31 protein-coding genes are annotated in these 23653 nt (G+C 35.3%); 1 reads left to right on the top strand and 30 read right to left on the bottom strand.

The annotated features are described in order from the left end of the window. Positions 1-36: 36 nt before the first annotated feature. The 27 genes from ACZ2V4_RS01150 to ACZ2V4_RS01020 all read right to left on the bottom strand — a co-directional run bounded on the left by ACZ2V4_RS01150 (position 37) and on the right by ACZ2V4_RS01020 (position 20595). The gene (locus ACZ2V4_RS01150; protein ID WP_490514416.1) at positions 37-3963 is read right to left on the bottom strand and encodes a phage tail protein; all 3927 of its coding nucleotides are present in this window, start codon (positions 3961-3963) and stop codon (positions 37-39) included. 14 nt (positions 3964-3977) lie between these two features. After that, positions 3978-4325 carry a hypothetical protein gene (locus tag ACZ2V4_RS01145; protein ID WP_490514415.1) on the bottom strand — a complete coding sequence of 116 codons (348 nt, stop codon included), beginning with the start codon at positions 4323-4325 and terminating at the stop codon, positions 3978-3980. Positions 4326-4342: 17 nt separating this feature from the next. Beyond that, positions 4343-4726, bottom strand: a complete 384-nt coding sequence (locus ACZ2V4_RS01140) for a tail assembly chaperone (protein ID WP_490514414.1) — start codon at positions 4724-4726, stop codon at positions 4343-4345. Positions 4727-4791: 65 nt separating this feature from the next. Continuing rightward, positions 4792-5346, bottom strand: a complete 555-nt coding sequence (locus tag ACZ2V4_RS01135; protein WP_413475508.1) for a phage major tail protein, TP901-1 family — start codon at positions 5344-5346, stop codon at positions 4792-4794. 11 nt (positions 5347-5357) lie between these two features. After that, on the bottom strand, positions 5358-5741 hold the full coding sequence (locus ACZ2V4_RS01130; RefSeq protein ID WP_086038342.1) for a DUF3168 domain-containing protein: 384 nt from the start codon (positions 5739-5741) through the stop codon (positions 5358-5360). Positions 5742-5745: 4 nt separating this feature from the next. Further along, complete coding sequence (locus ACZ2V4_RS01125) at positions 5746-6090, bottom strand: HK97-gp10 family putative phage morphogenesis protein (protein ID WP_086038341.1); 345 nt, start codon at positions 6088-6090, stop codon at positions 5746-5748. Beyond that, positions 6084-6386 carry a hypothetical protein gene (locus ACZ2V4_RS01120; protein ID WP_041635933.1) on the bottom strand — a complete coding sequence of 101 codons (303 nt, stop codon included), beginning with the start codon at positions 6384-6386 and terminating at the stop codon, positions 6084-6086. Before ACZ2V4_RS01120 ends, ACZ2V4_RS01125 begins: the two co-directional genes overlap by 7 nt. Next, positions 6386-6709, bottom strand: coding sequence for a phage head-tail connector protein (locus ACZ2V4_RS01115; RefSeq protein ID WP_490514413.1), 324 nt, complete (start codon positions 6707-6709; stop codon positions 6386-6388). The genes ACZ2V4_RS01120 and ACZ2V4_RS01115 overlap by 1 nt, the downstream gene beginning before the upstream one ends. Then, positions 6693-6959 carry a hypothetical protein gene (locus ACZ2V4_RS01110; RefSeq protein ID WP_490514412.1) on the bottom strand — a complete coding sequence of 89 codons (267 nt, stop codon included), beginning with the start codon at positions 6957-6959 and terminating at the stop codon, positions 6693-6695. Before ACZ2V4_RS01110 ends, ACZ2V4_RS01115 begins: the two co-directional genes overlap by 17 nt. Positions 6960-7004: 45 nt before the next feature. Continuing rightward, positions 7005-7916 carry a capsid protein gene (locus tag ACZ2V4_RS01105; protein WP_490514411.1) on the bottom strand — a complete coding sequence of 304 codons (912 nt, stop codon included), beginning with the start codon at positions 7914-7916 and terminating at the stop codon, positions 7005-7007. 15 nt (positions 7917-7931) lie between these two features. Beyond that, positions 7932-8531, bottom strand: a complete 600-nt coding sequence (locus tag ACZ2V4_RS01100; RefSeq protein ID WP_490514410.1) for a DUF4355 domain-containing protein — start codon at positions 8529-8531, stop codon at positions 7932-7934. A gap of 133 nt (positions 8532-8664) precedes the next feature. Then, positions 8665-10449: a minor capsid protein gene (locus ACZ2V4_RS01095; RefSeq protein WP_490514409.1), complete on the bottom strand. Its 1785-nt coding sequence runs from the start codon at positions 10447-10449 to the stop codon at positions 8665-8667. Beyond that, entirely contained in the window at positions 10430-11866 is a 1437-nt protein-coding gene (locus tag ACZ2V4_RS01090; RefSeq protein WP_490514408.1) for a phage portal protein, read from the bottom strand. Before ACZ2V4_RS01090 ends, ACZ2V4_RS01095 begins: the two co-directional genes overlap by 20 nt. A gap of 12 nt (positions 11867-11878) precedes the next feature. Continuing rightward, positions 11879-13123 carry a PBSX family phage terminase large subunit gene (locus tag ACZ2V4_RS01085; RefSeq protein WP_490514407.1) on the bottom strand — a complete coding sequence of 415 codons (1245 nt, stop codon included), beginning with the start codon at positions 13121-13123 and terminating at the stop codon, positions 11879-11881. Then, positions 13113-13592 (bottom strand): terminase small subunit, encoded by a 480-nt coding sequence (locus ACZ2V4_RS01080; RefSeq protein WP_490514406.1) that lies wholly within the window; start codon positions 13590-13592, stop codon positions 13113-13115. The genes ACZ2V4_RS01085 and ACZ2V4_RS01080 overlap by 11 nt, the downstream gene beginning before the upstream one ends. Positions 13593-13672: 80 nt before the next feature. Continuing rightward, the gene (locus ACZ2V4_RS01075) at positions 13673-14113 is read right to left on the bottom strand and encodes a hypothetical protein (RefSeq protein ID WP_490514405.1); all 441 of its coding nucleotides are present in this window, start codon (positions 14111-14113) and stop codon (positions 13673-13675) included. Between the two features lie 173 nt (positions 14114-14286). Further along, on the bottom strand, positions 14287-14847 hold the full coding sequence (locus ACZ2V4_RS01070; protein ID WP_490514404.1) for a sigma factor-like helix-turn-helix DNA-binding protein: 561 nt from the start codon (positions 14845-14847) through the stop codon (positions 14287-14289). Positions 14848-14915: 68 nt separating this feature from the next. Beyond that, a complete protein-coding gene (locus ACZ2V4_RS01065) occupies positions 14916-15632 on the bottom strand; it encodes a hypothetical protein (RefSeq protein WP_490514403.1) in 717 nt (238 codons plus the stop codon). Positions 15633-15649: 17 nt separating this feature from the next. After that, positions 15650-16054 carry a replication terminator protein gene (locus ACZ2V4_RS01060; RefSeq protein ID WP_490514402.1) on the bottom strand — a complete coding sequence of 135 codons (405 nt, stop codon included), beginning with the start codon at positions 16052-16054 and terminating at the stop codon, positions 15650-15652. Beyond that, on the bottom strand, positions 16051-16497 hold the full coding sequence (locus ACZ2V4_RS01055; RefSeq protein WP_490514401.1) for a DUF1064 domain-containing protein: 447 nt from the start codon (positions 16495-16497) through the stop codon (positions 16051-16053). The genes ACZ2V4_RS01060 and ACZ2V4_RS01055 overlap by 4 nt, the downstream gene beginning before the upstream one ends. A gap of 93 nt (positions 16498-16590) precedes the next feature. Next, positions 16591-17151: a dUTP diphosphatase gene (locus ACZ2V4_RS01050; protein WP_490514400.1), complete on the bottom strand. Its 561-nt coding sequence runs from the start codon at positions 17149-17151 to the stop codon at positions 16591-16593. Positions 17152-17164: 13 nt separating this feature from the next. After that, positions 17165-17401: a hypothetical protein gene (locus tag ACZ2V4_RS01045; RefSeq protein WP_490514399.1), complete on the bottom strand. Its 237-nt coding sequence runs from the start codon at positions 17399-17401 to the stop codon at positions 17165-17167. 2 nt (positions 17402-17403) lie between these two features. After that, positions 17404-18300 carry a DnaD domain protein gene (locus ACZ2V4_RS01040; protein WP_490514398.1) on the bottom strand — a complete coding sequence of 299 codons (897 nt, stop codon included), beginning with the start codon at positions 18298-18300 and terminating at the stop codon, positions 17404-17406. A 28-nt stretch (positions 18301-18328) separates the two neighbouring features. Then, positions 18329-18790, bottom strand: coding sequence for a single-stranded DNA-binding protein (locus tag ACZ2V4_RS01035; RefSeq protein ID WP_490514397.1), 462 nt, complete (start codon positions 18788-18790; stop codon positions 18329-18331). Then, positions 18787-19425 (bottom strand): MBL fold metallo-hydrolase, encoded by a 639-nt coding sequence (locus ACZ2V4_RS01030; RefSeq protein WP_490514396.1) that lies wholly within the window; start codon positions 19423-19425, stop codon positions 18787-18789. The genes ACZ2V4_RS01035 and ACZ2V4_RS01030 overlap by 4 nt, the downstream gene beginning before the upstream one ends. A 65-nt stretch (positions 19426-19490) precedes the next feature. Next, a complete protein-coding gene (locus tag ACZ2V4_RS01025) occupies positions 19491-20399 on the bottom strand; it encodes a recombinase RecT (RefSeq protein ID WP_490514395.1) in 909 nt (302 codons plus the stop codon). Position 20400: 1 nt separating this feature from the next. Continuing rightward, a complete protein-coding gene (locus ACZ2V4_RS01020) occupies positions 20401-20595 on the bottom strand; it encodes a helix-turn-helix domain-containing protein (protein ID WP_490514394.1) in 195 nt (64 codons plus the stop codon). Positions 20596-20676: 81 nt separating this feature from the next. Between ACZ2V4_RS01020 and ACZ2V4_RS01015 the strand changes: the two genes are divergently transcribed. Further along, on the top strand, positions 20677-21051 hold the full coding sequence (locus ACZ2V4_RS01015) for a DUF2513 domain-containing protein (protein ID WP_490514393.1): 375 nt from the start codon (positions 20677-20679) through the stop codon (positions 21049-21051). Here ACZ2V4_RS01015 and ACZ2V4_RS01010 read toward each other — a convergent pair. The 3 genes from ACZ2V4_RS01010 to ACZ2V4_RS01000 all read right to left on the bottom strand — a co-directional run bounded on the left by ACZ2V4_RS01010 (position 21035) and on the right by ACZ2V4_RS01000 (position 23647). Then, positions 21035-22978, bottom strand: coding sequence for an AAA family ATPase (locus ACZ2V4_RS01010; RefSeq protein ID WP_490514392.1), 1944 nt, complete (start codon positions 22976-22978; stop codon positions 21035-21037). The two genes, ACZ2V4_RS01015 and ACZ2V4_RS01010, sit on opposite strands and share 17 nt — an antisense overlap. An 11-nt stretch (positions 22979-22989) precedes the next feature. Beyond that, entirely contained in the window at positions 22990-23283 is a 294-nt protein-coding gene (locus ACZ2V4_RS01005) for a hypothetical protein (protein WP_101031075.1), read from the bottom strand. Positions 23284-23491: 208 nt separating this feature from the next. Further along, entirely contained in the window at positions 23492-23647 is a 156-nt protein-coding gene (locus tag ACZ2V4_RS01000; protein ID WP_490514391.1) for a hypothetical protein, read from the bottom strand. Positions 23648-23653 lie beyond the last annotated feature (6 nt).

Here is a 23653-nt window from a genome sequence, read left to right as displayed (position 1 = left end):
ACCACCTAAAAAATAAAGGCTACCACTTGATAGCCTTTACACATTATATGTTTCTTGAAGTCTTACTCTTGAATTTTGTTTATCGGTGATATCACCAACAAAAGCATTATAGTCACGATTTCCTAATACAAAGTTAGCATTTAAGGTAACACCTACAGGCTCGCTTCTTACTGTGTTAACGACATCAGCATTAACATGTGAAGCGATGTTCGCTGTAGCATTTCGCAAGTTTCCTGTTAGATCAGGTAAACCACTAACGAACTGAGGTGTAAATGCTTCAGATACACGTTCTGATAAGTTAGCCATTTTATTAATAGATTGTGTTCTCAATTTATCTATTCCACCAATAAAACCTTGCATCGTATATATACCTAACGCTTTAAATACACGTGATGGAGAATGGATACCTAAATTTTTCTTAACAGTATTCGTAATAGTGTTTGCGATACGCTCAGCTGCCTTTTGCAATGCTTTGTCTTGTTTCTGCAATCCTTGAACGATTCCTTTTGCAGTATTAAGACCTACAGTGTAGAAATCTTTAGCTTGTCTTTCAGCTAAACTGCTAGTAACACTCATAATTTGCTTTTGCACAGTGTTAATTTGCTTGATTGTATTCTTAGAAGCGTTTGCTAATATCTTAGCTTGTCCTGCGCCACCTTCAACGCCAGCACTTAATAAATCTGCGATGATATTCTTATGAACACCTTTTTTCTTAAGCGCATTGATGTTCTTAGCATAGTCATTTACTGCTTTTAATCGAGCACGCATATCTGCTACTAATCCTTGTTGAGTTGAAACCTTAGAATTCGATATTGAACCAAATGAGCGTGTGCTATCGATAATGCCATCTTTAAAATTCTGTCTATCTTTCAGAACTTGTTTCAAGTTATCTTGTGCGACCTTTAGTTTATCAGCAACTTTTTCACGCTTATTAGCAATACTTAGTAGCTGATTAGTACTCTTGCTTAGCGTACTTCTCAACTTAGTAATTGTATTCTTTTGAACAGTATATGCTTTATTCTCTTTTCTTAAGTCAATAAGCTGTTTATTTAATCTTGATCGTGTGCTTTTCCAGATTTTCCCCTTCAATTTCTGCTGAATACTTGCAATCTTCTTATTATTAGCACTTAATTTATTACTAGCACTTTGAGAAGTCTTGCTCAATGATTCATAGAACGATTTAGAGCCTTGCTTCGCTTTATCGTAAGAATTAGTTTTCATCTTACTTAATGCTTTAACAGCACTATTCGCCATAGTTTTAGAAGCCTGGATAACTTGTGGTACTTTTTTCATAATACCGATTGCGAAACCTTCAGAAGTCCACTTACCTATTTTCTTGAACACACGTGATGGGGATGCAATCTTTAACATCGATTTCACAGTACTAACTGCATTACTAGCCATATCTGCTGCTGCGTTTACTGCTTCTTGTGCCATCGATTGAATACCACTAATAAATCCATTAACTAAGTTAGCTCCTGCTGAAACCATATCTGATGCTGCACCCGTAACAGCACTTATAATATTAGATATCATAGTCTGTATTGCTGTTACAGCTTGTGATGCACCCGAACTGATAGCTGAAACAAAATTACTCATTGCAGAAGTTATACTTGATACCAAGTTTGATGCAAAAGAAACCACTGCAGAAATCATGTTTCCAAAGCCACTCGTTACAATTGAAACCGCGGTACTTATTCCACTAGAAATCGATGAGACAATTGATGCAAATGCTGAAATTACTGCGCTTAAAATATTACTCATCGCTGACGTTGCGACAGATAAAATGTTACTAAACCCACTTGAAACTATAGAAATTGCTGAACTGATAAAACTTCCTATCGATGAAACAATACTCGACCACGTAGATGAAATGAAATTGCTTATAGAACTCATCGTTGACGTTATAAAGCTAAGTACTGATGAAAAGCCTGATGATACTACGCTTATTATCAAATTAACTGATGCTGAGAAAACTGCGCTTACCGTAGACCATATTGCTGAAATTCCTGTTTGCAATCCCGAAAAGATTTGCAACGCTACAGTTATCATAGTAGTAAAACCTGTTATCAGCGTTTGTTTTATGATCTCAATTGCAGCAACGAACGCTGCCTTTGTCATTTCCCAACCTACTATAAAAGCATTTCTGAACGTATCATTCGTATTCCACAGATAAATAAGTCCTGCAACTAATGCAGTGATTGCAGCAATTGCAATCCCAACAGGTCCTGTCAAGAATGTGAACGCTATACCTAGCAACTTTATTGCAGTTGATGCGAGTGTACTTGCCCCCATTAATTGTCCCAACGGAACAATAAGAAATTGAAATGTTCTAACTAGGAACATAATCACAGGTGCTAGTTGCATTCCTACACCAAGCAAAGTAACCAATACTGCTACAATCTGTGCAACTACAGGATTTGTTTGAAACAACGTACTTAACCATTGGGCAAAGGCAGTAACAACTTCTAATACTTTTTGTCCAATAGGAGCAATAGCGACACCAAAATTCACTAATGCAGTGGCGATTGCACCGATAAGGTTCATAATTGTTGGACCGTTCGTTTGAACATACTCTACGAAACTCTTGAAACCTTCACTTTGTCCTACAGTTTCAGACCATTCTCTAAACTTTGCCGTCATTTGAGTAAGTGATTCGAATATCGTTTGACTATTAGATCCAAATGCTTTAAACAAATTAAATAAACCCATAAAAGTATTGCTAAAAATCTGACCTATCAAAGGTAAATTAGTTTTAGTATAATCAATAAAATTCTTAATACCTTCAGCTGTACTTACTTTCTGAGACCAGTTATTGAATTGAGTACCCATATTAGAGAAACCTTTAGCCACCCATTCGAATAAAGGCATAAAGCTAGTAAATAAAGATATTAATCCACTACCAAATTTTCCTGCAGCACTCATGATATCCTGAAATACAGTTACACCTGACGTTTTCATCACATCAAAAAAACTCTTCGCTACAGCACTTGTCTGTGACCATTTAAGCACACTTGCAGATAATCCTTCCATGCTTTTTGTGACACCTGTAATAAACGGTGTAAGACCTGTAAGTGCTGTTTTAGCAATATTAATACCATTCGCCATCGTTGAGAAAATACTGTCAGCATTCTTCTGCGCCAGGCTTTCCCATTCCGATTTGAACGAACTTAACGAACTTTCAAATTTCTGCGTTGCATCACTCGCTTGAATTGCGCCATCTTTATACATCTTATACGCTGATATTGCCAAAGCGCCAAATGAAGCTACGCCACCACCTGCAACTGCAAACGCTCCTACTAACCCTAAAGCTCCACCACCAACAACTGCTATAGCGTTACCCACTGCCATGATTGCGGGTACAAGTGCTGCAATAATAGGTATTAAAGCAGTAAAAGAACTCACTAGCGAACCTTTTATCATATTTGCACTGACAGTACCAAAAGCGCGAATACTATTCGCAAGTTGGTCCATATCATCGCCAAATTTATTATTAACGTTTTGAATTTGTCTCCAACCTGCTGAAATCCTACTAAAAACATTTCTGTCGTAATCCACATCTACTCGAGTGCGTACTTTATTTGGAATGGATTTAAGTATAGCTTTGAAACGTTTGATATTCGCATTTGCTGCACCTGTCTGAACATCGACATCAATTTTCGGACGTTCTTTAGATAATCGTTTTGCACTCAGTCTGACTTGACGTAGATTCTTTATTGCTTCAGCGTTTCTAGCGATAATTTCAATTTGTACTCGTTTACCATCTAGCATTTCAGTAAGTCGTTTAGCGCTCTCAACTTTTTTTCGTAAAGGCTTCACATCACCATCAATTTCAATATCGTCAACCTTTTTATTTTCAAGTTTTTCTAACATCACGACCGCTTGATCAATAACACGCTTTAAGCGACTGTTATCGCCTGTAAGCAAGGCTTCTAACGTATAACTATCTTTTATATCTGACATTCCATCACCTCACTTTACTTTTTATTTCTTTCTGCTAACATGTCTGCTATTTTTTTCTTTGATGGACCATTCGTTTTCTTCTCGACATCATCGTGGAAATCACACAACTGTCTCTCAGCCTTTTCATAATCAAAGAAATCTTTAAATGATTTATATGCATATTCAGTACGCTTGTTCTTTCCTACACCTTTTTCTATCTGAGCTTGTGCTTCTCGTTGTAGATAAGCAACTTTATGCATACGATACTCATCGTATAAGTCGCGTTCATTCTTAGCATGTGATAAGCAGTAGAACTCTGTTAAGGTCATTCGATTAACTTCATCGATAGACTGCTTACCAAAGTTCGCCATACTTTTAATCACGATGTCCCAATAAGTAACTACTGTACTGTTGTTTGTGTCGGCACTGTCACTGTCACTTCGATGTCTTTTACTAGATCTTGGGTCAAAAAATGATGTTTCATTTCATTTAGTACTGCATCGCAGAATGCTTGTAATGAGCCGAACTGTTCTTTAACAGCTTTAAGCACTTCTAGTACTTCGTCTTCTGTCTTTGGTCGCCCTGGTTGATTTAGCGTCAATGCTGGAATAATCTTTGCTAATGCTAGTGGATTTGCCGTTTGTAATTTTGGCACTAACATTTCAAAGCCTTCACCTAAGTTAATTTTCTCGATTTCTAGTCCTAGTGCTTTATCTACTGCATTTAATTCACCTAAACCAAATTTTAATTCTAATACTTTACCGTTTGTATTAATTGTTAACATTATATTTCCACCTTTTTTAGTTAATTTTTTATATAAAAAAAGAGGGAGATTTACTCCCTCGTATATTACACTCCGACGCTTGGCTCAGATGGTAATGTAGCTAAACCATCTTTAGGAATATCTGATGCAATCATATCGTGGAATGCATAGCCTAAAACTCCACCATTTTTTAAATCTTCTGGAGGTACAGTTACTAATCCAATTTGACGCGTGCCAAATGTAACGAACGTACCTTCTACAGTAGGATCATCTTCAGACGGAGAAGTTGCTTCCCATTCAGTTAAATAGCCTTGACGATATTCTGCTTGGAATTTACCTTCAGTTTCAGAATCAGATGATTTTTTTGAAAGGTCTACTTCCCACACCTCGATAGCATCACCGTCTACAATAGATTTTTCTAACATCTTATAAGCATCATCTTTAGTAGATTGTAATGCTTTGATAGAAATCTCATCTTCTAGCTCGCCTTTTTTAAAGACTTTACCTGCCTTTGTAATAACTGCATCACGTTCTCGTTTATATGATTTTGAATGTTCTTGTTGTAAAACTAAAGTTGCTGCTGTCTTGTCACCTAATTTTCTGAAATATAATACTTTTGATACACCATCTGCAATTTGCATATGATCACTCCTTAATTTATTTGATATGTTACTTCTATTGAACCATGTAATAGTTCATCGTTAGTCGTTCTGTCCGTTACTTCTGTCACGTTGATTCTCTTTACCTTCAATGCATAGGTATCACTCAATTGAAAGTCTATAAGTAACTGTTCAATTTGAAACATTGTCTTGTCATGTAGACCTCTATCTTCAGCTAAATGCCATGTATCTACATTGAGCGTCACTATCATATCCCTATTCAATTTTTGTGTGCTCCTATAGTCCGTCAGGCTGTGTTTAAGCACGATAAACGGATAAGGTACTTCGCTCATAGGCAATAAATCGTATACTCGATAACCTAACATCGAAATAGATGAGAATACTTCGTCGTATAATTGTTGACGCGGCGACTTCATCTAATCACCTCGTTTTTTCTTCTAGTATGTTCATTACTTCCAGTTGATTTTTGTAAATTGATATAAAAAAGAAAGGTTGCGCGTCCATATAACGCGTACCTTTCTCAACGAACCCTGAATAATGCGCAGGTGACGAAAGTGTCCCTTTAGCAAATCCTGTTTTCGAATAATTTATCATTCGTCTTAAGTTACCTGTAGTGTAGCCTTTGGTAAATACTGCGTTACTCGTTACTTCACGCTCAAGCATTATCCCGATTTCTGAAATAGCATCATCTAACTTCCTGTCAGAGTTCCGACTATGATTTTTTAGGTCTCTCTTCATTCGACTTAGACCTTTCCACTTCACCATGATTGCACCTTTAAAGCGTATATGATGACATCATTGTCATAAGATGTGACTTTAGTTATCTTATATTTTTCATCTTTAATAGATGCGTGTGTAACCCCTATCACATCTTTATTGAGCAATCTTATTGTCGTATCTGCACTTGTAAGATTCCCGAAAGTTTCAAGTTGTCTCTTGTTAGAAATTCCTGTGACAAAGCAAGTTGTATCTGTAATCAAACTCAGTTTATTTACTGTCTTACTCAGGCGTGTGTCGTACTCCGATTTTTGAGCGTATAATTTAACACGATGTTTATCCATTAAAAAAACACCACCGAACCACGAGTAGCTTCATTAGTAGGTTGATAGCGTTCAAATATGTGATGATAAGCATCAAACTCGTTATCATATGATACGGAAAAACCTTCAATTGTTTTAGATTTCATTCCCTCACTGCCACGTCTGTAATAACGTGCTACAGATACTTCTTCGACAATATAACTGAGTTCTACAGGTACGTCTAAAATGCCTGGCAAATAACCTAACATTGCTTTCTCAACATTCGATATGATGAGCTTAAGTAAGTCGTCTTGTTTATCATCTTCGATACCAATCTGCAGTTTTACATTACTCAACGTCTGCATAAATTTCACCTTCAATCAACTTCTCTAGATCATCACGTTTTGTTTTAGCAGGTACATTAATCTTATGTTTTTGAGCGATACTTTTTAATTCACTTAATGTTAATGCTTTAATAACAGGCGCACCATTATTATTATCATCGCTTGATAACGCGCCATAACGTTTCTCATCATTAGTATGATAGATATCATCAATCGTATAATGCTTATTTTCTACTAAATCAGTAAAATTAACAATCGCCTTTCCTAACATATAACCACCACCTTATAATAAAATAGAGTGGCAACTAAACCACTCTTATACTCCCACACCAGCTACAGCAGGCTTAATTGTTACTTTGATTACTGCATCAACGTTTTCAGGGAATAACGTTACTGCATGTGTTAAAACTGTTTCAGATGTTAATCGACGTGAATTAATATCATGTAATACACCAACGAAACCTGTTTCATCAGTAGCAAAGTCGAATGCACGTGATAACTCTCCGCGTGGATTAGCGTATGCTGCATTTAAGTTCTCAGATACTGTCATCCATACTTCGCCTTTTGGTACATCAGCAAATTCAATTACTTTAACACCTACATAATCAGTAAGTAAGTTCATGCCAAATTGTGCGCCGTTAGAGTTGATTAAACCTTTTGCCATATGTTCTGCTGTGTCATTTGGGTTTACGAATGCCATAGGTGTTACTTCATCATCAAGTAGCACTGAAAGATTCGCACGTCCTTTTGATAACGCGCCTTGTAAATTTTCTGCTGTCAATGCTTTGATATCATTTGTACGTGATTCATTTTCGATTGCTGCTTTTAAAGTTAAGAAGAAGTCAGCGCGGAATTTCTTTTGAGTATAACGAATTAATTCACGATCAGTACGATTGATTGCTAAGTCGTAACCATGTGCATGAATAGCTTCAGCAGATGTTGCTTTAGCGTATTTTTTGAAAGTAAGTTCTGTAATCCCTACTTGCTTACGTTCAACTTTAGTTAAAGGAATCTCTTCTCCCTCAGCCACAACACCGTTTGGCGCTGTTGAATCAACTACAGTAAACGCATACTGTTTCAACACCGAACCAACGTTCATCGGAATTTTATTCGTTACGTTTAGCGCTTGAAATAACTTATCAAGGCCTACTCCTAATTTATTAGCAAAGTCGATAGATTTCGCTTCCCCTAATGCTTTTACATCAACTAAATTATTTTCTACTGTCATATATAAATCCTCCTGTTACCTAAAAAGGTGTCTATTTTGTGCGATTGCATTTTGTCGTTGCTGATCATCTTCAATCGCTAAGATATCTGCTTTTGTTAATCCAGTGGCCGTCAGATTTTTAGGCGACTTCTGTCTTAACGTTTCTTGCAACTTACTATTGACTGCATCATTAAATGCTTCAGCGAACGCTTCAACATTCTTCTGAGTTTCCTCAGCTGTCGTCTTAACGATAAAATCTAGTACATCGTCTTTTACATTGATATTGCGTTCAGCTAACATATTGCTCGCTTCTTTACGCATATCATTTAATGCTTCACGCTGCTTGTAATCTTCAAGTTCACGTTTCATTTTTTCAATTTCATATTCTTGCTTTTGCTGAGCGTTCATCTTTGCGAGTTTTTCAGCTTCTTTAATCGCTTCTTCACGCTCTTTGTCTTTTTGCTTTAGTCTGCGAGTTAACTCGTTTTGTAACCTCTCGTTAAACTCATCTTCTGTGTATGTCTTAACTTTCTCTTCTGTCTCAGTATTTTCCTGACCGTTCTCAATAGTTTCTTCAGTATTTTCATCTTCAGAAAAGAATTGGATATTTAATTTCAACATGTTGTCATTAATCATTTTTGCACCTCGCTTATTTTCTCTTGATAAGTTTATAGTCGTTGCATGGTTTGGACTTATGATCACTTGCGCCTTTTATTGTCTTAAGCATGGTTTGGACATAAAAAATAACCGTCAATCTATCGATTGTCAGCTATTCTTCTAACATGTAATTAATAATCTGTTCGAACATTGAAACTGTTTCAGGGAATACAGTAGCGATATACTTATATGCCTTTAGGTTAGTGACTAGCAGGCTGTATAACTCTGCGAATATTTCTGTTGTAAGCGAAGAATAATCTTTCCAATAACCTGGGCCATGACCATATCCAAAATGATATCCACCTTCAGTTATGCCTTCTACTATCGAAGATAAGGCTATCCAATCAGATTGTTTTCTGTTTGTAATCTTCTTAGCGATTATGTCCATAGCTTTTCCCTCGTCTACATGATGCTGTCTCATTGTTCGCTTTATCAAATTCTGCCATTCGTTTTTAGCAATATCACTAATATCTTCGTTATCGCTATTATGCATTAGTAGACTTGCTGCAAAAAGTTTGCCCATGCCTGTACCATTCGCATAGTTACTGTCTATCGCATGTCCAACCTCATGAAAAAACGGTCTAGCGTATTCTTTTTCGTGGCTACCTTCAACACCAAAGTCCATATAATCCTCTTCAATGTGAATAGCATTGCTATCGAAATCATAGTAAGTATTATCATCTTTCTTTATTTTTACGTCGGCATACTGATTAAACAACTGTACAGCACGTCTGTCAGCTTTATTTAACTGTTCTAATACGTTCTGTTGCTCTTCTTCATTTAACGCTCTGTTATAGTTGACTGTGAGATGAGGGGGTTGGTTGTTTTCAACTTTTTTTACCGCCCTTTTAACTTCTTGTATGTCTAACTGATCTAAACGTTCGATGATATCATCAATATCTGCCATCACAGCATCATTCTCTGCATCTGCTTCACGTCCTATCTGCTCGTCATCGATGTATAAATCGCCATCTTCTTCATCCCAATCGCTCTCTTCTTTGCGACTATACGGAATAATTGTACTTCTACAGAACGCATGCATCGGAGGTGCGTTGATACCTGGCTTCATGTCTGATACATCGAATACTTTATCGTTAAGACTTCTGCAGATATGTGTAGTTCTGTTATCTAAAACTGCAAGATACTTATATTTAATAACTCCTAGATTTTTAAAACTTAATCGCTTTGCTTCAATCTGTACTCGTGACACTTCTGTTATAAGTAATCGTCTAGCTTCATAGTCACTTCTACCTGTTAATTCACGTAATCGTTTAACAGATTCTTTAGGATGTCTGCCTTTTAAGACTGTACTTATTGCAGTTTCATCTACTATCTTTCTAACTTCGTCCATGTTACTCCATAATCTTTTTGACCACGTCGCATCATAGTAAGAAGCGTTGATGATTGAATCAATATCACTTTGCTTTACGCTGATATTTCCTAGCAATCCAGCTTGACGTTTTAGTTCGCGTACAGCACCATCTTGTAAATACTCATCTACTTTATGATGTACATCATTCGTTGCAGCAATCATATGCGTATTCAACGTTGCGAGCAGTAATTCTTCACGATTCACTTTCATAGAAACGTTATACAGTCGTAATCGCTTATTCGCTTCATCAGAAAAATCTTTATCTTTAACATATTGTCTAGCCAATGTTTCATACTCAGTAACGTCATACTCACTTACTAACTTCTTAGCTTCACTAACTGTAATATCTTCTTTATCAGCAAAACGTGTATAGTACGATTCGATTTCTTTCCTACACATATTCATAGCGTTCTCTAGTATGCGTTTCACTTCGTTAGATACCTGCTCGTCTTTCATTAATTCTGTTGTGAGGTTATCTTTCTCACGTTCAATCCAATATGACTGCTTATTGTTTTTCTTTGGCATTATCAACACCTACTTTAGTTAAATCGTAAATGTCAGAACGAGCGTTTTCCAGTTCCTGTTGACGCGCTTCTCTTTCTAATTTCATTTGCTCTGCTTCTTCATCAGGATTATCGATAAAAGGCAATTGACTGAGTAAAGTCTTTTCTGATATAGAGCCTTGCAATGCAGTAAAAACATCAACTGATTCTTTAATAGCTTTAGGTAGATTAGGTGTAAATGTTACTGTGATGTCTGTATGATCTAATCCATTTCCGACAATGTTATGCATACGAAATAATAATCTATATCGTTTCATCAGGCCGCGTTTGAAAAATCTTTCTTTAGTCGCACGTTTTTGATCTAGACCAAATAACTTATACTTCATGGATTCGCCTGATTGCGCGCCTGCAAAGTTATCATCGTTTAAATCAGGTGTATTTGTGAACTTATGAATGTCATTTTCTAAACGTGTTTTATATGCTTCAGAACCATTCACATCATATTCTTTATAGACATACTTAACATCTGCTTTACCTTCTCCACCGGATGCAGTCATTCCTGGTGTGACTTTAATCATATTAGCACTCTTGAACTTAATTGCTTCATCACCTGTTAAATCCACATTACCTATAATTGCTAACATCGCATCGTTTAAATCTGTCATGTAGTTAGCTGTATCTGACTGAGCGCTATCGTATAAATCAATCAGGCTGATTACATTCTCATAATCTCCTTGTTTAAAGCCATCGTTTACATATTCTGTAATCTGGGGCTCATTATAGTAATGTTCTTGCTCATCAGTAAGACGATAATTACCATCCATTAACTCGTAATAACATACTTTAGTATTGGTATAGACTTCGATACGTTCTAAAGGTTTACCATCACTATCAGTTGAATTACTATATCTGATACCAGCGACCATTTTTCTTTCAATGTCAGTATTGTAAACGCAGAAAGTATTTTTCGGATTAAGTGGCAGAAACTTATCTTCATCATTTTCATTTCTATAAACAACTTCAAATGCTCGACCATAAATTGATAGGTCTAATGATAATTGACTGTTCACAGAATCTGCATCGTTGAAGTCATTTAAATCCATAATCACTTGTTGTGTATTACTATCATTGTGACTGATAGTAATAGGATTACCTGTCATGTAGCCGACGATAAACTGACTGATATACTTTGCGTAATTATGAGTTGCTCGATGATCTGCTTTATTTCTATCTGTTTCAGCTCGTCTGTTAGGACGTAATACATCGACATTTCTATTCAGATAATAATCTTCTAAAAATTGTAGTCGTGGCAACTGCTCCAACTTATGACGCTGCACGAATTCCCTAATCACGTCTGCGTTATAGATATCTTCTTCATTATTAATCGTGAAGTCATCATTCGCATTAGCGATATAACTTTCTTTGTAATTGTAATTCAATATATTCCCTCCTTAAAAAAGACTCTTAATGTTCATCAAGTCGTTTGTTGATAGTGGTGTTTGATGGAACGTATGAGTATAAACAGCGTATCTAAATGCGTCTAATACATCGTCGAACTCTTTAATAGGTTCTCCAGTGTTTTTATCCCATACATACTTATATATTTCTTGTTTAAATCTATCCATACGACCATATACAACAAACAGGCAATTAAGTTTAAATAACTTAGCTACCTGCTCTACACCTGCCATACGATTTTTATTTGCGTAAACTGCGTTAATACCTTCATCTTTAAACTTCTTGATATGTTCAGTTCTTGCAGTATCGCAATAAAAAGGAATTTTTCCGTATCTTTCTTCTATATCTTTTGCAATCATCGCCCATTCATCAATAAATTTATGTTGATGTGCATATTCTTCAATAAGATATAGATTCTCTTTAAAATCTTTAGCCATAACAACGATTGAACCATAGTGCTCGTACCCCCAATCGACACCCGCGAAGTATTCCTTCATCGGTATCTCGTTTAGTTCATCGGCAGTAATTGTGTTCTGTTCCAAATCAAAGTCAGAATACACAACACCGTCACCACTTACCCACATACCATTGATATTTCGCTCATAGAACATGCCTGATGGCGTACTCGCTTTGATTGACTGTTTATATCGTTCATTCAGAAACGTATTGTCATCAAGCTTAAATTGATAGCTGAGTATACCTGCTTTAGCATCTGTATTCTCAATATAATCTTTGAGTAGCCAATGTTCCGGGTGGTCAGGGTTCGTATCAACTAATATTCTTGCACCATAACCACTACAACGTGATTTAATCTCATCGAATACTTCTTCGTGTGCAAGTGATGCTTCATTGATGTATGCGCCATAAGCAGTCATACCACGTATTGCACCAATACCACTCACTTTAGAATGCCCTGTCTGCACGACCTGCACACCGAATAACATGAACGAATTATATTTATCAAACTTGAATTCTAATCCATATTTATTCGTAAGTTCTATTAGTACGTTCTTCTGTATCGTTCCTAGCGTTGCACCTGCAAGAATGTACTGAGGTGTCTCTACACCTTCTTTATTCGCTACTTCCCTCACACGTATCAACTCACGTAAGAATAAATCATTGTTGAGTATCGTTTTACCTGTACGCTTAGCACCATGATTAATCAACATGAACCAATCACGTTTAGATGTGTCTTTGAGTATCTGAATTTGTTTTTCAGTGTAAAGTTCATTCAGCATTGATACTCACATCCAATTTATCCATAAGTGATGCAATCTTATCTTCTGTCGACTGATCGTTAGCGAGTTCTTTCTTCTGTTTCTCAATATTGAGTTTAAGTTTCTCAACCTCTAGATCGTAAAGGACACCTAATTTATTCAGTTCGGTTATAGCACCTAAATAAGCAGTAGCAGGAGCGTGTTTAACTTCGCCATATTCCTCGATTGTCTTACGTGATTGTTCTTTAATCCATTTGAGGTCATTAATTGATTCCTCTCTTGTCCACAACGCTTTATCTTTGAGTTCTGACTTTAATTCGTTGTATCTTGCTAAAATCTTGCTATTTTTCATCAATCGACTTGCAGCCTCGTCAATAGTACTCCTTGCTTTGTTATCGACTGAGTATCCTGCATCAATATACGCTTGATATTGCGACTTGCCCTCAACCAATCCATTGACAAATAGTTCTTGTTTCCCTGTAAGTTTCACTTCACTTACCACCAACTTTCACGCTAATTGCTTAATAAATTTTCGTACAAAAAAACACCCACAAAAGTGAGTGTTCAACTTTATAATTCTTTTACCTTGTTAACTAACCCTATTAAATGTTCTTGATTTAAAGTTTCATCAATTTTAAAGTTATAACCCGAAATTTTTAATTCTATCGAATCTATTTCTAAGTGATATTTACTATTCGTCTGTACTTTTATAGATTCTACTTCAAAATTAAGTATAACTTCTAGTTGATATCCCTTATCTTCTTCGTTCTTATTGATAACATATAAATCATTTCCGATAAAAATGAGAATTTGATTAACCTTTAAAGATATTGATTCATCTCTTAATAAATTTAAAAATAAAAAATCTTCATTTTTCTCTGGTTCTAGCTTTAATTTTTCTAGTAATTCTAAAATAAAAATACGTAATTCATTGTCACTTGATTGAAACATATAATACACATCTTCTTCATAAATACCTTCGAATAAATCTATTAAAGTTTGATTCGTCATAATATCTTCTCCCTTTGCAATTTATCAGTACATTAACATGTACAGTTTAATAATACAAAAACCACCTAGAAATTACTAGGTGGATTGTAAACAATTAATCACTTTAGGAGGTGTAAAGCATTTTTACTTTACATAAATGTATATTTCGTAAGACACCGACAAGTATTTTTACTTTACAGAAGAAACAAGTTATAATCGACTTCTTTCGCTATTTTCTCCTTGGCTCTCTCGTAAAATTTCTGTATCGAGCCTTTTGCCAGGTTTAATATTTCTGCCACGTCTTGAAAACTCATCTTCTCGCAGTCAATCATCAAGAATACTTCAAGCTCTCTCTTACTCAATCTCCCTAAAGCATGACTTATATTATTATTCGCATCTTTAATATAATCATCATACTCATCGAATGATACTTTCTTGTAGTGATTATCATCGATTACTGATTCCAGGACTTTATGATCAACTAAATATACTGTACGTTTGTCGATGGCTCTGTGCTCGTTTGGATTATGCCCTGAACGTAGCCACTCAATAATGAATAATTGTTCGTTATACATGTTATTCAATATGTTCAATTCATTCATCACTGGACATGCTGCAGTCTGATTTTTACCTTTATTCTTACCTTTACTTTTTTTATATGCATCAAGTATGTCTTTATTCTCTAATTTAAATGATTCTATGCGCTCTTTTAGTTCTTTGGATGATTGTATATACTCTATCAATAAATCTCTCATATGAGCCTCCTAACGTGATATAATATAGTTGTCGAATATATAAATCACGAGCCGAGTAAGGCTCTTTTTTATGCTAAAATCGTGATTCTTTCTTTATGATCTTTGAGTTCTTCTTCCAGGTACTCTTTAATATTTAAAATAGCTTCGTTCTTCCATGCTCCGCCGTCTGCTTCAAAAAGTGCTGCTTGTAATCCATATGACGGGCTTTCTTTTATACGTAGTACAAATGCTGATTCAGGCTGAGAGATTTCAGTGAACGTTCTGAAAGGCTTTAAATAAACTGGATTCGGTACTTCTTCTTTCTTAACAGTAGTAACGCCACGTTTCACTTCTACCATCTGACTGATACCGTCGTCCCCTGTATTTGATACATTTTCAGTCTTGATGTTTCCGATCAGACTCAGTACTGTTGCTCTTTCTTCATTAGGCACAAATACTGACTGTAATTGAATATTGAACTTTTCCAGGTCGATAAACTCATTTAATGTTACTTTTGGAATTTGTGCATTAGACGTAACGATAATTTCACGTCTTTTATTACTGTTGAGCTTAGATTCAATGATTACATGGCTTTCGCTTAATACTGTTATGATATATTTTTCCTTACCATCAAATGCAGACTTAATATAATCAACTAATCCAGTCAATGTTGTGACATTTAACTCTCTACGAACTGGCTCTTGTAATTTATACAACTCTCTGTTCGAGTATTCTTGACCATTAATTTTTAGCATCTCAACGCTTGCGGTATTCGCTCTAATCCATTCCATTGCTTCTTTTAACATATCCATCAGTCTCCTTTTTATTTAAATAATGCTTTCTTATTTTTAATAGGTGTAACGTTACTTTCTTTTTCTACTGGCTTTCCGTCATCTTCTCTAACTGTTCCGTTATCATCGAAATACGTCTGGTCTTTCGCTCCTGATTTCAACTCTCGAGCATGTACTCCAGTTGCATCTTCTCCTGTTAAAAGCGTAGCCATTACAGGCTGTTTTCCTACGAGTGAAGTTTTCGTATCTACTTCAACATTTAACGTCTCACGTGCAGGATTTGATGAAATATTAAATGTAACTGTAACCTTTCGTGCTTTACCTGGGTCTGTATTAGGATCGTGAATATTCTTAAGTACTTCTTCCATTGCTAAATCGAACTGTTCTTGAACTGCACCATCTAGAATCGTATTCAAATTTAAATCGATATTCTTCATTTTTCCTTATCCTCCATCTGTTTTAACTTTTTTCTTTTACGTCTCAACTTATTGAGTTCGTCGTACTCTATCCATTCTTCTCCTGTATCATCAGTGTGATACTTTGGAGCCTTACATATCCAAAGTAGTTCCATATGCGGATATTTGACCATGAATAGCTTACGTTTAAGTTTTGCGTCCGATGTGGCCATTCCTTTAATATCAATAACAGTAATGTGGCCACCTGGTAACGTGACTTCAAAATCTGCGACATAGTTTGTTGCTCGGAAGTTGGCCACCTTTTGAATGATCTCGTATTTCGGCTGCAACTTAATATCGATTACTTTTCTTTTCTTTTTCTGTTCGAGAAGAAATTTATAATAGTCGCACTCTACAGCTGAATCGAATGTGATTCCATCAAAGGTGGACTTCTTGGCATTATACTTGGACCTTTTTTCACTCATCGCATTTAACTTTCGCTTTAATCTTTTCTAGCGACTGCTTAACTGTCCTGCTGAACTGCTTCAAGTACTCATTAGATTTGATTGTCGTCTTCATCAGTATCCATTCTCCTGTCTCAAACGATTTAGCTTGTGCTTTGTATCATATGCTGTTTCGATGTCCTGCAACGTAAAGTTATAGTAATCAAGTACAACTAATAGAATTGCATAAGTATCAATCAAATCTTCATTAGTATCAACGTTATACATGTAATTGAGATATTTTCTATAATCAGGCTCAATCTTCTCAAATGTCTTTTCATTTCTACCTCTGTATGTTAAAGCTCTGAAATGCTCAATACGTTTATTTAAATATGCTACCTTCCAATTTAAATCGAAATGTCTTTTGTTCATCATGAGATGCAGAAAATGAATAACATCGACTGCTTCATCAATTAGCTGTTCCATGTTTGGCTTTTTCTTCTTCCAGTACTTCCACTGATCACGTGCTTCATTTATGAACTCTGCTACCTCTCCACGAAGTGCTAACTTATGATTGATATCTAAGTCCTCTAACCATTCATCTGGACTGATATCATGCTTCTCTCTAATCTCAGCATCCAAAACCTCTTGTTTCTCTCTAAACTTAAGAAATAATTTATTTGTCATTTTAATCATATTTCATTTCCTCCTATACTAATTTTAATTGTGTATTATGTTCGTAATGATCATAGACTTCATCTTCTGTTTTAAATATCCCGATGATTATGTCCTCTCTCACTTCCAAGCTTATAATCAGTCCTGCATCATTAAATGCATACAGAACTTTATTTATATGGTCTTCCGTTGGTTTTCTGCGCTTTACAATATAGTTGTTATATATTTCTTTGAAGTCGTCAAAATTGAGTTTGATTATGTCTATAACCATTGCTATGCCTCCCAACTGCTATTCAATTCTTCGAGTAACTTCTGACGTTCTCTTTCAAGCTCTTCTTCATCGATGTCGTGTTTTTGAGTATTCTCCTGATTAATCCAGGACGGTGTCATTTCTTTTTGTTGATTCTGCTTAGAATAAGTTGATTGCTTTTTAAACTCGAAGTTATGTTCGCTCTGTTTAATTTCATCAACTGTCGTTAGCTGCTGCTTCTTCCAATCGTTTAATAAGTAATTAATGAATGAGTAGTTGTGATTATTTCTTAATGCTGATTTTTCAATCGCATATATCATGATGTCTTTACCGTAATCACTAAAGTCTTGTTGTATTTTCTGGAATGTCACAGGTGCAGGATTAAGCTCGATGTTCTCTTGATACATGCTCACAACTGTTCTGAAGTCGTCGTTGTTACTACTACTTCTTATATTCTTTACATTCTTTAATTCTTTATCATTCTTTACATTCTTAGTCTTGTATCGTTCGTTGTCCGTTCGATGTTCCGTCTGTTGTATCGTCTGTTGTTCCATTTGATGTTCCGTCTGTTGTTTCATAGGCTGTTTTTTTTGCTCTTCTTTTCCTTGATAAACGTTGTAGTTATGCACTTTAACCGTTGTTCCGTTTATTGTCTTTTTAGTGGATATCATACCGTCTTGTTCCAGGAGTTCTAAAAAACGTCTTACCCTGTTTCTTGAAACTCCCCATCTACTTGCTAACTTCAATTCAGAGGTGTGAAATGTACCACGTTCGATAGTTACAACGTTATTTCCGATTACTGTTTTCTTATCTGTATGATTCGTTAATAATAGGATTTCCATCCACCATTTAAAACGCTCTGCATCTTCCCAAATCCAATGTTCCATAATCTGACGATGCAACTTAATCCAACCAGTCATTTAATCACCTCTTTCTTAACTGATTGAATTAGAATGGTAAATCATCATCATTGATATCAATTGGACCTGTAGCATTATTAAATGGATTATGATTCTGTCCTGTCGTTGTCTGCGGTTGAGTATAAGATGATTGACTGCTTTGCTGTTGTTGGCCATCATCTTGCTTTTTATTTAAAAATAGCACTTGAGAATCAACGTTATTCACTATTAGCTGCATTCCGTAATGTTTGACTCCGTTCTGATCTTCGTAGTTGTTATTTCTCATCTCACCACTAACTGACATGACATATCCTTTTTTAGCGTAGTTATTAATAAATTCAGCTGTCTTCTTAAATGCAACGCATCTAATAAAATCTGATTCGTATTTATCATTTTGATTTTTATACTTACGTTGCACTGCTAAATCAAAACTAACCACTTCGCTTCCAGATGATGTCACTCTGTATTCAGGATCCTTTGTTATTCGTCCTATGAAATTACAATCATTCATTTATATTTGCCTCCTACGTAGACAGGTACACCTGCTACTTCCTGTATTTTTTCTTTAATAACTGCTGCATTAGAATTTGAGTTCGATAGGTGAATCAGATGTACTTCTTTTAATTGAGTAGTGTCTGTCGCTCTTAAGAATCCTACTGCATGTTCTAAACTGAAATGCGATTTCATAATTCGTCGAGCCAGTCCAGGATGCAGTGAACCGTTCTGAACGTTATTCTGCATCTCTTCATAGATATAATTAACTTCTAGCATCATGTGCGTGATGCCTGGAAACTTATACTGACAGTAGTAAGTATCAGTAACGAATAGCAGCTTATATCCATGCATACTCTTTAGCAGATAACCGCAGGGCTCTTTCGCATCATGATTTACTCTGAAAGCCATTATCGACCACGTACCAATTTTAAAAGTTTTCTTATACTCAACTTCATACAATCTGTGATGCTCTAAATTAATTCCTTCTAACGTTCCTTTTGTCGCATAACATTCTATTCCATGTTTTAAATACTGTTCTGTATATCCTGCATGATCGTTATGTTCATGAGTGATTAAACAACCTTTGATTTTAGAAGTTTGAAACTTCACTGCCTTTTGCATTTCTTTGAATGATATGCCTGCTTCAAGCAAAAGGTCAGTATGGCCATCAGATATCTTGTAACAGTTACCTGATGAACCACTGCCTATAGTTTGTATTAAAATGGGTCTTCTTCGTTTTCCGGTACTGTTGAAGTCGGTGCAGGCTTTACATCTTCAACTTCTTCAAATTCAGTTACATCTTGAACTTCTTCTACAGGTTCAATGTCATCAATATCTAATACTTCAACCGCTTGATTTTCTTCGATCTCTGCATCGAATACTTCTTTGCGTTGTCTTTGTTCGCTTTCTAAAATTTGATTTTTAAGTAGGCTTGAATCATCTGAACTATTTAATAGCTTTTTACATGTACGATTAATGATAGTCTTCTTGGCCATCTCAACTGGGAAACGTCTATGCGTGCCATCATCTTTAAATTTCCCTTCCCAAACTGCAGTCGACTGTTTCCATGCCTCTTCGATTTCATCAATCGTCATAATTTCTGTATAGTTTCTGCTTTCATCTTTAAATACAATAGTGCAGTATGCTCCGATAATCTTTTTAGTGTCACGATTTCCAAATGATTGAGAGTGTTCCAGGTCAACGATTTTACCGTTTTTCGTTTTATACGTAATATCATCTCCTTCAAAAATTACTGCAGCATTAATTTCTTCGCATCCTGTCACTCGTTTAGTAACTGACATAGTTCCTAAATATGAACGTTGAAACTGAACTTTGCTACCGTACATAATGAAGTAACCTTGGTTTTTCATAGGGTTTAAACCTTGTACAACCATATCCATTAACGCGTTGGCCACGCTGTTTGGCGTTGCGATTTCAAGTGCAGGCTTATAACCTTCTTTTTTAGATCCTTTCAATTCTTGAAGTTGCAGCATAGCGCTTTTCATCGCGTTTTCAGGTGAGTAATTTACAGGAAACTTTAAATCACCTTTACTTTCTAAATCTTTTACTCTCGCTAATACGTTGTCACCCATCTTGCTATTTTTAACTAAAATTTCTTTTGTCATATTAAATCTCCTCCGTATTTCTTAATAATTTGTATGGTTCAACTTCTAACTTGTTTGCAATATTCTCTAATGTCTGAATTGATATATTTTTTCTTAAGTGTTCGATGTCATTCAAATGACATCTTGTTATGCCTGCTCTTTCTGCTAGTTCTTTTTGTGTTAGCTTATGATATTTTCGATATGCTCGAATATTCATTGCAATTACTCGCTTGAGATTCAGTTTAATCATCTCGTTTCTGATATAATTTAATTAACTTACATGGAAAGGATGAAACCTATGCAACTAAAACCTGATTGTGTACGCCAATTATTGTTAGCGATTGAAGAACAACTAAATTTTAATGAGTTAAAAACTGTATCTGATTTAAAATTAGATGATAGTTTTGCTCTTGATGATTACTTGTACAGTACTAAAAAACTTAATGAAGCTGGATTTATTAATGCTAAAAAATTACATGGTGATGGTGAAATTTTTGATTATTACATTGTTGACATGACCTTTTATGGCCACGAATATCTTGAAACAATTCGTTCACCAAAAACATGGAATTTCGCTAAAGAAAAAGCTGCTGATCTCGGTAGTTTCTCTTTAAAAACCTTAGGCACAATTGCTCAAGGATATATTGAAACTTATATTAAAGGATTGTTTTAATTCTTAATTTTTCATCATCTTCGCTAACTTTCAACTCAATCTGTTGCGAATTAGTCTGATAAACATTCGTAACAGATTCTGCGTTATCGATAAATATTGGAGCATAGACGTTATAATGTGCAGTTAAAGTATTGATAATATCTAAACCTACGTTGATCATTGCTGCAGTATTTAAACCTCTGCCAAATTCGATACCTTCGAATGTCGTGATACATGTTTCTTCAATGTTTCCGTTCTTCTTCTCATCGAATAATTTAAATCTGGCCATCTTGAATTTATTGTTTATAGATTCTTCAATCGTCTTAACTTTAGTTCGATTAAATTCATCGATTAAGTACAGTTGATAATTCAATTCTTCTTTTATCGAGATAAGTTCTTCTTCCTGGATGCGTAACTCTTTGATACGCTCATCAATGCGTTTATTGTTATCGATGCTCGCTTGATGTTTATTGAATTCAAGAACTTTCTGATCTAACTTATAGATTTCTTCTCGAATAGCTTTGACCTTCTCTTTATTCATTTCTGCGATGTTACTTCTTTGATGATTTAACTGATTGATTTCTTCGAGTATTGATTTGTATTCAGTAGTTTCATTAACAGGTATTAGCTCATTTGATAAGCTTTCGATTCGTGATTTAAGCGAATCGATAACCTTTTGAACGTCATCTACTTTCTTTTGCTCAGTTTGCAGATCACTTTCTAATTTTTCAATTGTCGGCTTGAACTGCTTACCCTGCTCTAACAACGTCTGCTTATGTTGATTAAGCTGTTCTAACTTCAATGACTTATTCTTGTTGAACTGCTCTAACTCTTTTTGCTTTGTACTCTCGATTTTTTCAGGTGGCAGTGCCTGGCCACAACACGTACATGTATCATCTACAGTTGCGACATGTTCTGATGCTTCAACTTCTTTAATTTCTGCATCGACTTCTTTATATTCTTTTAACTTCAATTCACGATTTGTTTTATTATCATTAATTGATTGGTTAATCATGCGAACCTTTGACTCAAAGTTGAGTTTATTGCTTTCTTCAAGAGATAGCTTTGACTTTAAGTTATTGATATTCGATTGATTATCGCTTGAATGATTCTGTTCAAGTAACTTTAATTCATTCTTCTTTTGTGAAATCTGATTGCGTAATTCGATTTCTTCTGAACCGTTATTTATTGAATGAATCTGACTCTCGAAGTCAGCAATCTGCTGCTTAACTTCGTCGACATTGATATCTGTATTTGTGACTTCTACCTTCGATAATGTCGCTTCATTGATGCGGACAGGAATATCTTCAATGTCATCGTTAGTCTTTTTGAGCTTGTCCTTGATTACTTTCTTCTGGTCTTCTACTGATTTGTTTTTCAAAATTTCGACAAGTGGTTCAAGTTCTTTGTTACTCTCTATTATTTCTGTGTCTGAAAGTTGGCCACATACTTCAAATAAGATTTTTCTTCTATCTGTCCAGTGCAGATCATTGAACGTATGAATATTAGTCACTAGCTTGAAAATATCTTCATCGATTATTTCGCTAATCTTTTTCTTGAAGTTCGTAATCGTGAAAGGTACATCGTCAATATACTGCTTGCCTGTACGTGACTTTGTATACTCTTTCGCTCCAGTCATCTTGTTTTTCATGTACTTTGGAAATGATTCTTTTGTGAGTTTCAAATTCTGGTCATCTTTATCAAAAACTGCAGTTACGTGCGGAATTGATTCGTATAATTCGTTATTCTCTTCATCTAGTGGCACAACGTCTATCTGTTTTCCTTGCAGGTTCTTATCGAATAGTAGCCACTGTAACGCAGTTGCTGTTGTTGTCTTACCTGAACCATTATGGCCATATATTGTTGCGTTCTGGCCATCGAAGTTGAATGACTGTTCCTTGATACCCTGAAAGTCTTTTATGATCAATTGCCTTAATTTTAAATTCATTGCACGTCCTCCTAAATTCCAAATCGTTTAAGCTGCGTAAACAACTTATCCATTTCAGTAATGTTTTCTTCAACGTACTCATAAAGTGCTGTAACTACTTCATCATCCATGCCCCAAAAACATGATTCTTCAAATATGTCTTTTCGGAATACAAGTTCAGATGTATCATCATGAAGAATGTAAAAACTTACTTTTTCTTCGTACTTTTCTTTTATTGCAGTAAAACTCATACATCTGAAATCAAATTTATCTTTCACAATCGCAATAGGACTTTTAACTAAAAATGTTCTCGGTAAATTTTCCATAACTATCTCCTTTTATATCTTGAGATATGCTATTATGTAAGTGTCGAGTTTACGTGAGTGCATATCTTTTGATATGTGCTTTTATTTTTTGTAGCAGAACTTAATCTGGCCACCGTAATTGTTTCTAAATGTTCGATAGATGATATATACATCGTCACGCTTTGAATAATACTCAAAGTCTTCTCTCCATCTTCGCTTTTCCTTATTTTCATAGTTGAGTATGATCGTATGCTGTATATGTCTCATCTGATAAAATACTCAATGTACATACATTCGTTTTCGTCATCCACACCATAATCAACAAGAATGTAATGTTTACTTTCTCTGATTTTTCTAATCTCATACTGCCAAATGTTATATTCATAAATTT

It is taken from the genome of Macrococcus sp. CoH-51_TC_04 (assembly GCF_058188655.1).
The sequence above is the reverse complement of the archived record's forward strand: the minus strand, read 5'-3'. Positions and strand labels throughout refer to the sequence as shown.

Excerpts from the sequence above, each read along its gene's own strand:
- ACZ2V4_RS01150 (WP_490514416.1), bottom strand. The coding sequence starts at position 3,963 with ATGTCAGATATAAAAGATAGTTATACGTTAGAAGCCTTGCTTACAGGC.
- ACZ2V4_RS01140 (WP_490514414.1), bottom strand. The coding sequence starts at position 4,726 with ATGTTAACAATTAATACAAACGGTAAAGTATTAGAATTAAAATTTGGT.
- ACZ2V4_RS01135 (WP_413475508.1), bottom strand. The coding sequence starts at position 5,346 with ATGCAAATTGCAGATGGTGTATCAAAAGTATTATATTTCAGAAAATTA.
- ACZ2V4_RS01130 (WP_086038342.1), bottom strand. The coding sequence starts at position 5,741 with ATGAAGTCGCCGCGTCAACAATTATACGACGAAGTATTCTCATCTATT.
- ACZ2V4_RS01125 (WP_086038341.1), bottom strand. The coding sequence starts at position 6,090 with ATGGTGAAGTGGAAAGGTCTAAGTCGAATGAAGAGAGACCTAAAAAAT.
- ACZ2V4_RS01120 (WP_041635933.1), bottom strand. The coding sequence starts at position 6,386 with ATGGATAAACATCGTGTTAAATTATACGCTCAAAAATCGGAGTACGAC.
- ACZ2V4_RS01115 (WP_490514413.1), bottom strand. The coding sequence starts at position 6,709 with ATGCAGACGTTGAGTAATGTAAAACTGCAGATTGGTATCGAAGATGAT.
- ACZ2V4_RS01110 (WP_490514412.1), bottom strand. The coding sequence starts at position 6,959 with ATGTTAGGAAAGGCGATTGTTAATTTTACTGATTTAGTAGAAAATAAG.
- ACZ2V4_RS01105 (WP_490514411.1), bottom strand. The coding sequence starts at position 7,916 with ATGACAGTAGAAAATAATTTAGTTGATGTAAAAGCATTAGGGGAAGCG.
- ACZ2V4_RS01100 (WP_490514410.1), bottom strand. The coding sequence starts at position 8,531 with ATGATTAATGACAACATGTTGAAATTAAATATCCAATTCTTTTCTGAA.
- ACZ2V4_RS01095 (WP_490514409.1), bottom strand. The coding sequence starts at position 10,449 with ATGCCAAAGAAAAACAATAAGCAGTCATATTGGATTGAACGTGAGAAA.
- ACZ2V4_RS01085 (WP_490514407.1), bottom strand. The coding sequence starts at position 13,123 with ATGCTGAATGAACTTTACACTGAAAAACAAATTCAGATACTCAAAGAC.
- ACZ2V4_RS01075 (WP_490514405.1), bottom strand. The coding sequence starts at position 14,113 with ATGACGAATCAAACTTTAATAGATTTATTCGAAGGTATTTATGAAGAA.
- ACZ2V4_RS01070 (WP_490514404.1), bottom strand. The coding sequence starts at position 14,847 with ATGAGAGATTTATTGATAGAGTATATACAATCATCCAAAGAACTAAAA.
- ACZ2V4_RS01065 (WP_490514403.1), bottom strand. The coding sequence starts at position 15,632 with ATGTTAAAAGAAGCAATGGAATGGATTAGAGCGAATACCGCAAGCGTT.
- ACZ2V4_RS01060 (WP_490514402.1), bottom strand. The coding sequence starts at position 16,054 with ATGAAGAATATCGATTTAAATTTGAATACGATTCTAGATGGTGCAGTT.
- ACZ2V4_RS01055 (WP_490514401.1), bottom strand. The coding sequence starts at position 16,497 with ATGAGTGAAAAAAGGTCCAAGTATAATGCCAAGAAGTCCACCTTTGAT.
- ACZ2V4_RS01050 (WP_490514400.1), bottom strand. The coding sequence starts at position 17,151 with ATGATTAAAATGACAAATAAATTATTTCTTAAGTTTAGAGAGAAACAA.
- ACZ2V4_RS01045 (WP_490514399.1), bottom strand. The coding sequence starts at position 17,401 with ATGGTTATAGACATAATCAAACTCAATTTTGACGACTTCAAAGAAATA.
- ACZ2V4_RS01040 (WP_490514398.1), bottom strand. The coding sequence starts at position 18,300 with ATGACTGGTTGGATTAAGTTGCATCGTCAGATTATGGAACATTGGATT.
- ACZ2V4_RS01035 (WP_490514397.1), bottom strand. The coding sequence starts at position 18,790 with ATGAATGATTGTAATTTCATAGGACGAATAACAAAGGATCCTGAATAC.
- ACZ2V4_RS01025 (WP_490514395.1), bottom strand. The coding sequence starts at position 20,399 with ATGACAAAAGAAATTTTAGTTAAAAATAGCAAGATGGGTGACAACGTA.
- ACZ2V4_RS01020 (WP_490514394.1), bottom strand. The coding sequence starts at position 20,595 with ATGAATATTCGAGCATATCGAAAATATCATAAGCTAACACAAAAAGAA.
- ACZ2V4_RS01015 (WP_490514393.1), top strand. The coding sequence starts at position 20,677 with ATGCAACTAAAACCTGATTGTGTACGCCAATTATTGTTAGCGATTGAA.
- ACZ2V4_RS01010 (WP_490514392.1), bottom strand. The coding sequence starts at position 22,978 with ATGAATTTAAAATTAAGGCAATTGATCATAAAAGACTTTCAGGGTATC.
- ACZ2V4_RS01005 (WP_101031075.1), bottom strand. The coding sequence starts at position 23,283 with ATGGAAAATTTACCGAGAACATTTTTAGTTAAAAGTCCTATTGCGATT.
- ACZ2V4_RS01000 (WP_490514391.1), bottom strand. The coding sequence starts at position 23,647 with ATGAATATAACATTTGGCAGTATGAGATTAGAAAAATCAGAGAAAGTA.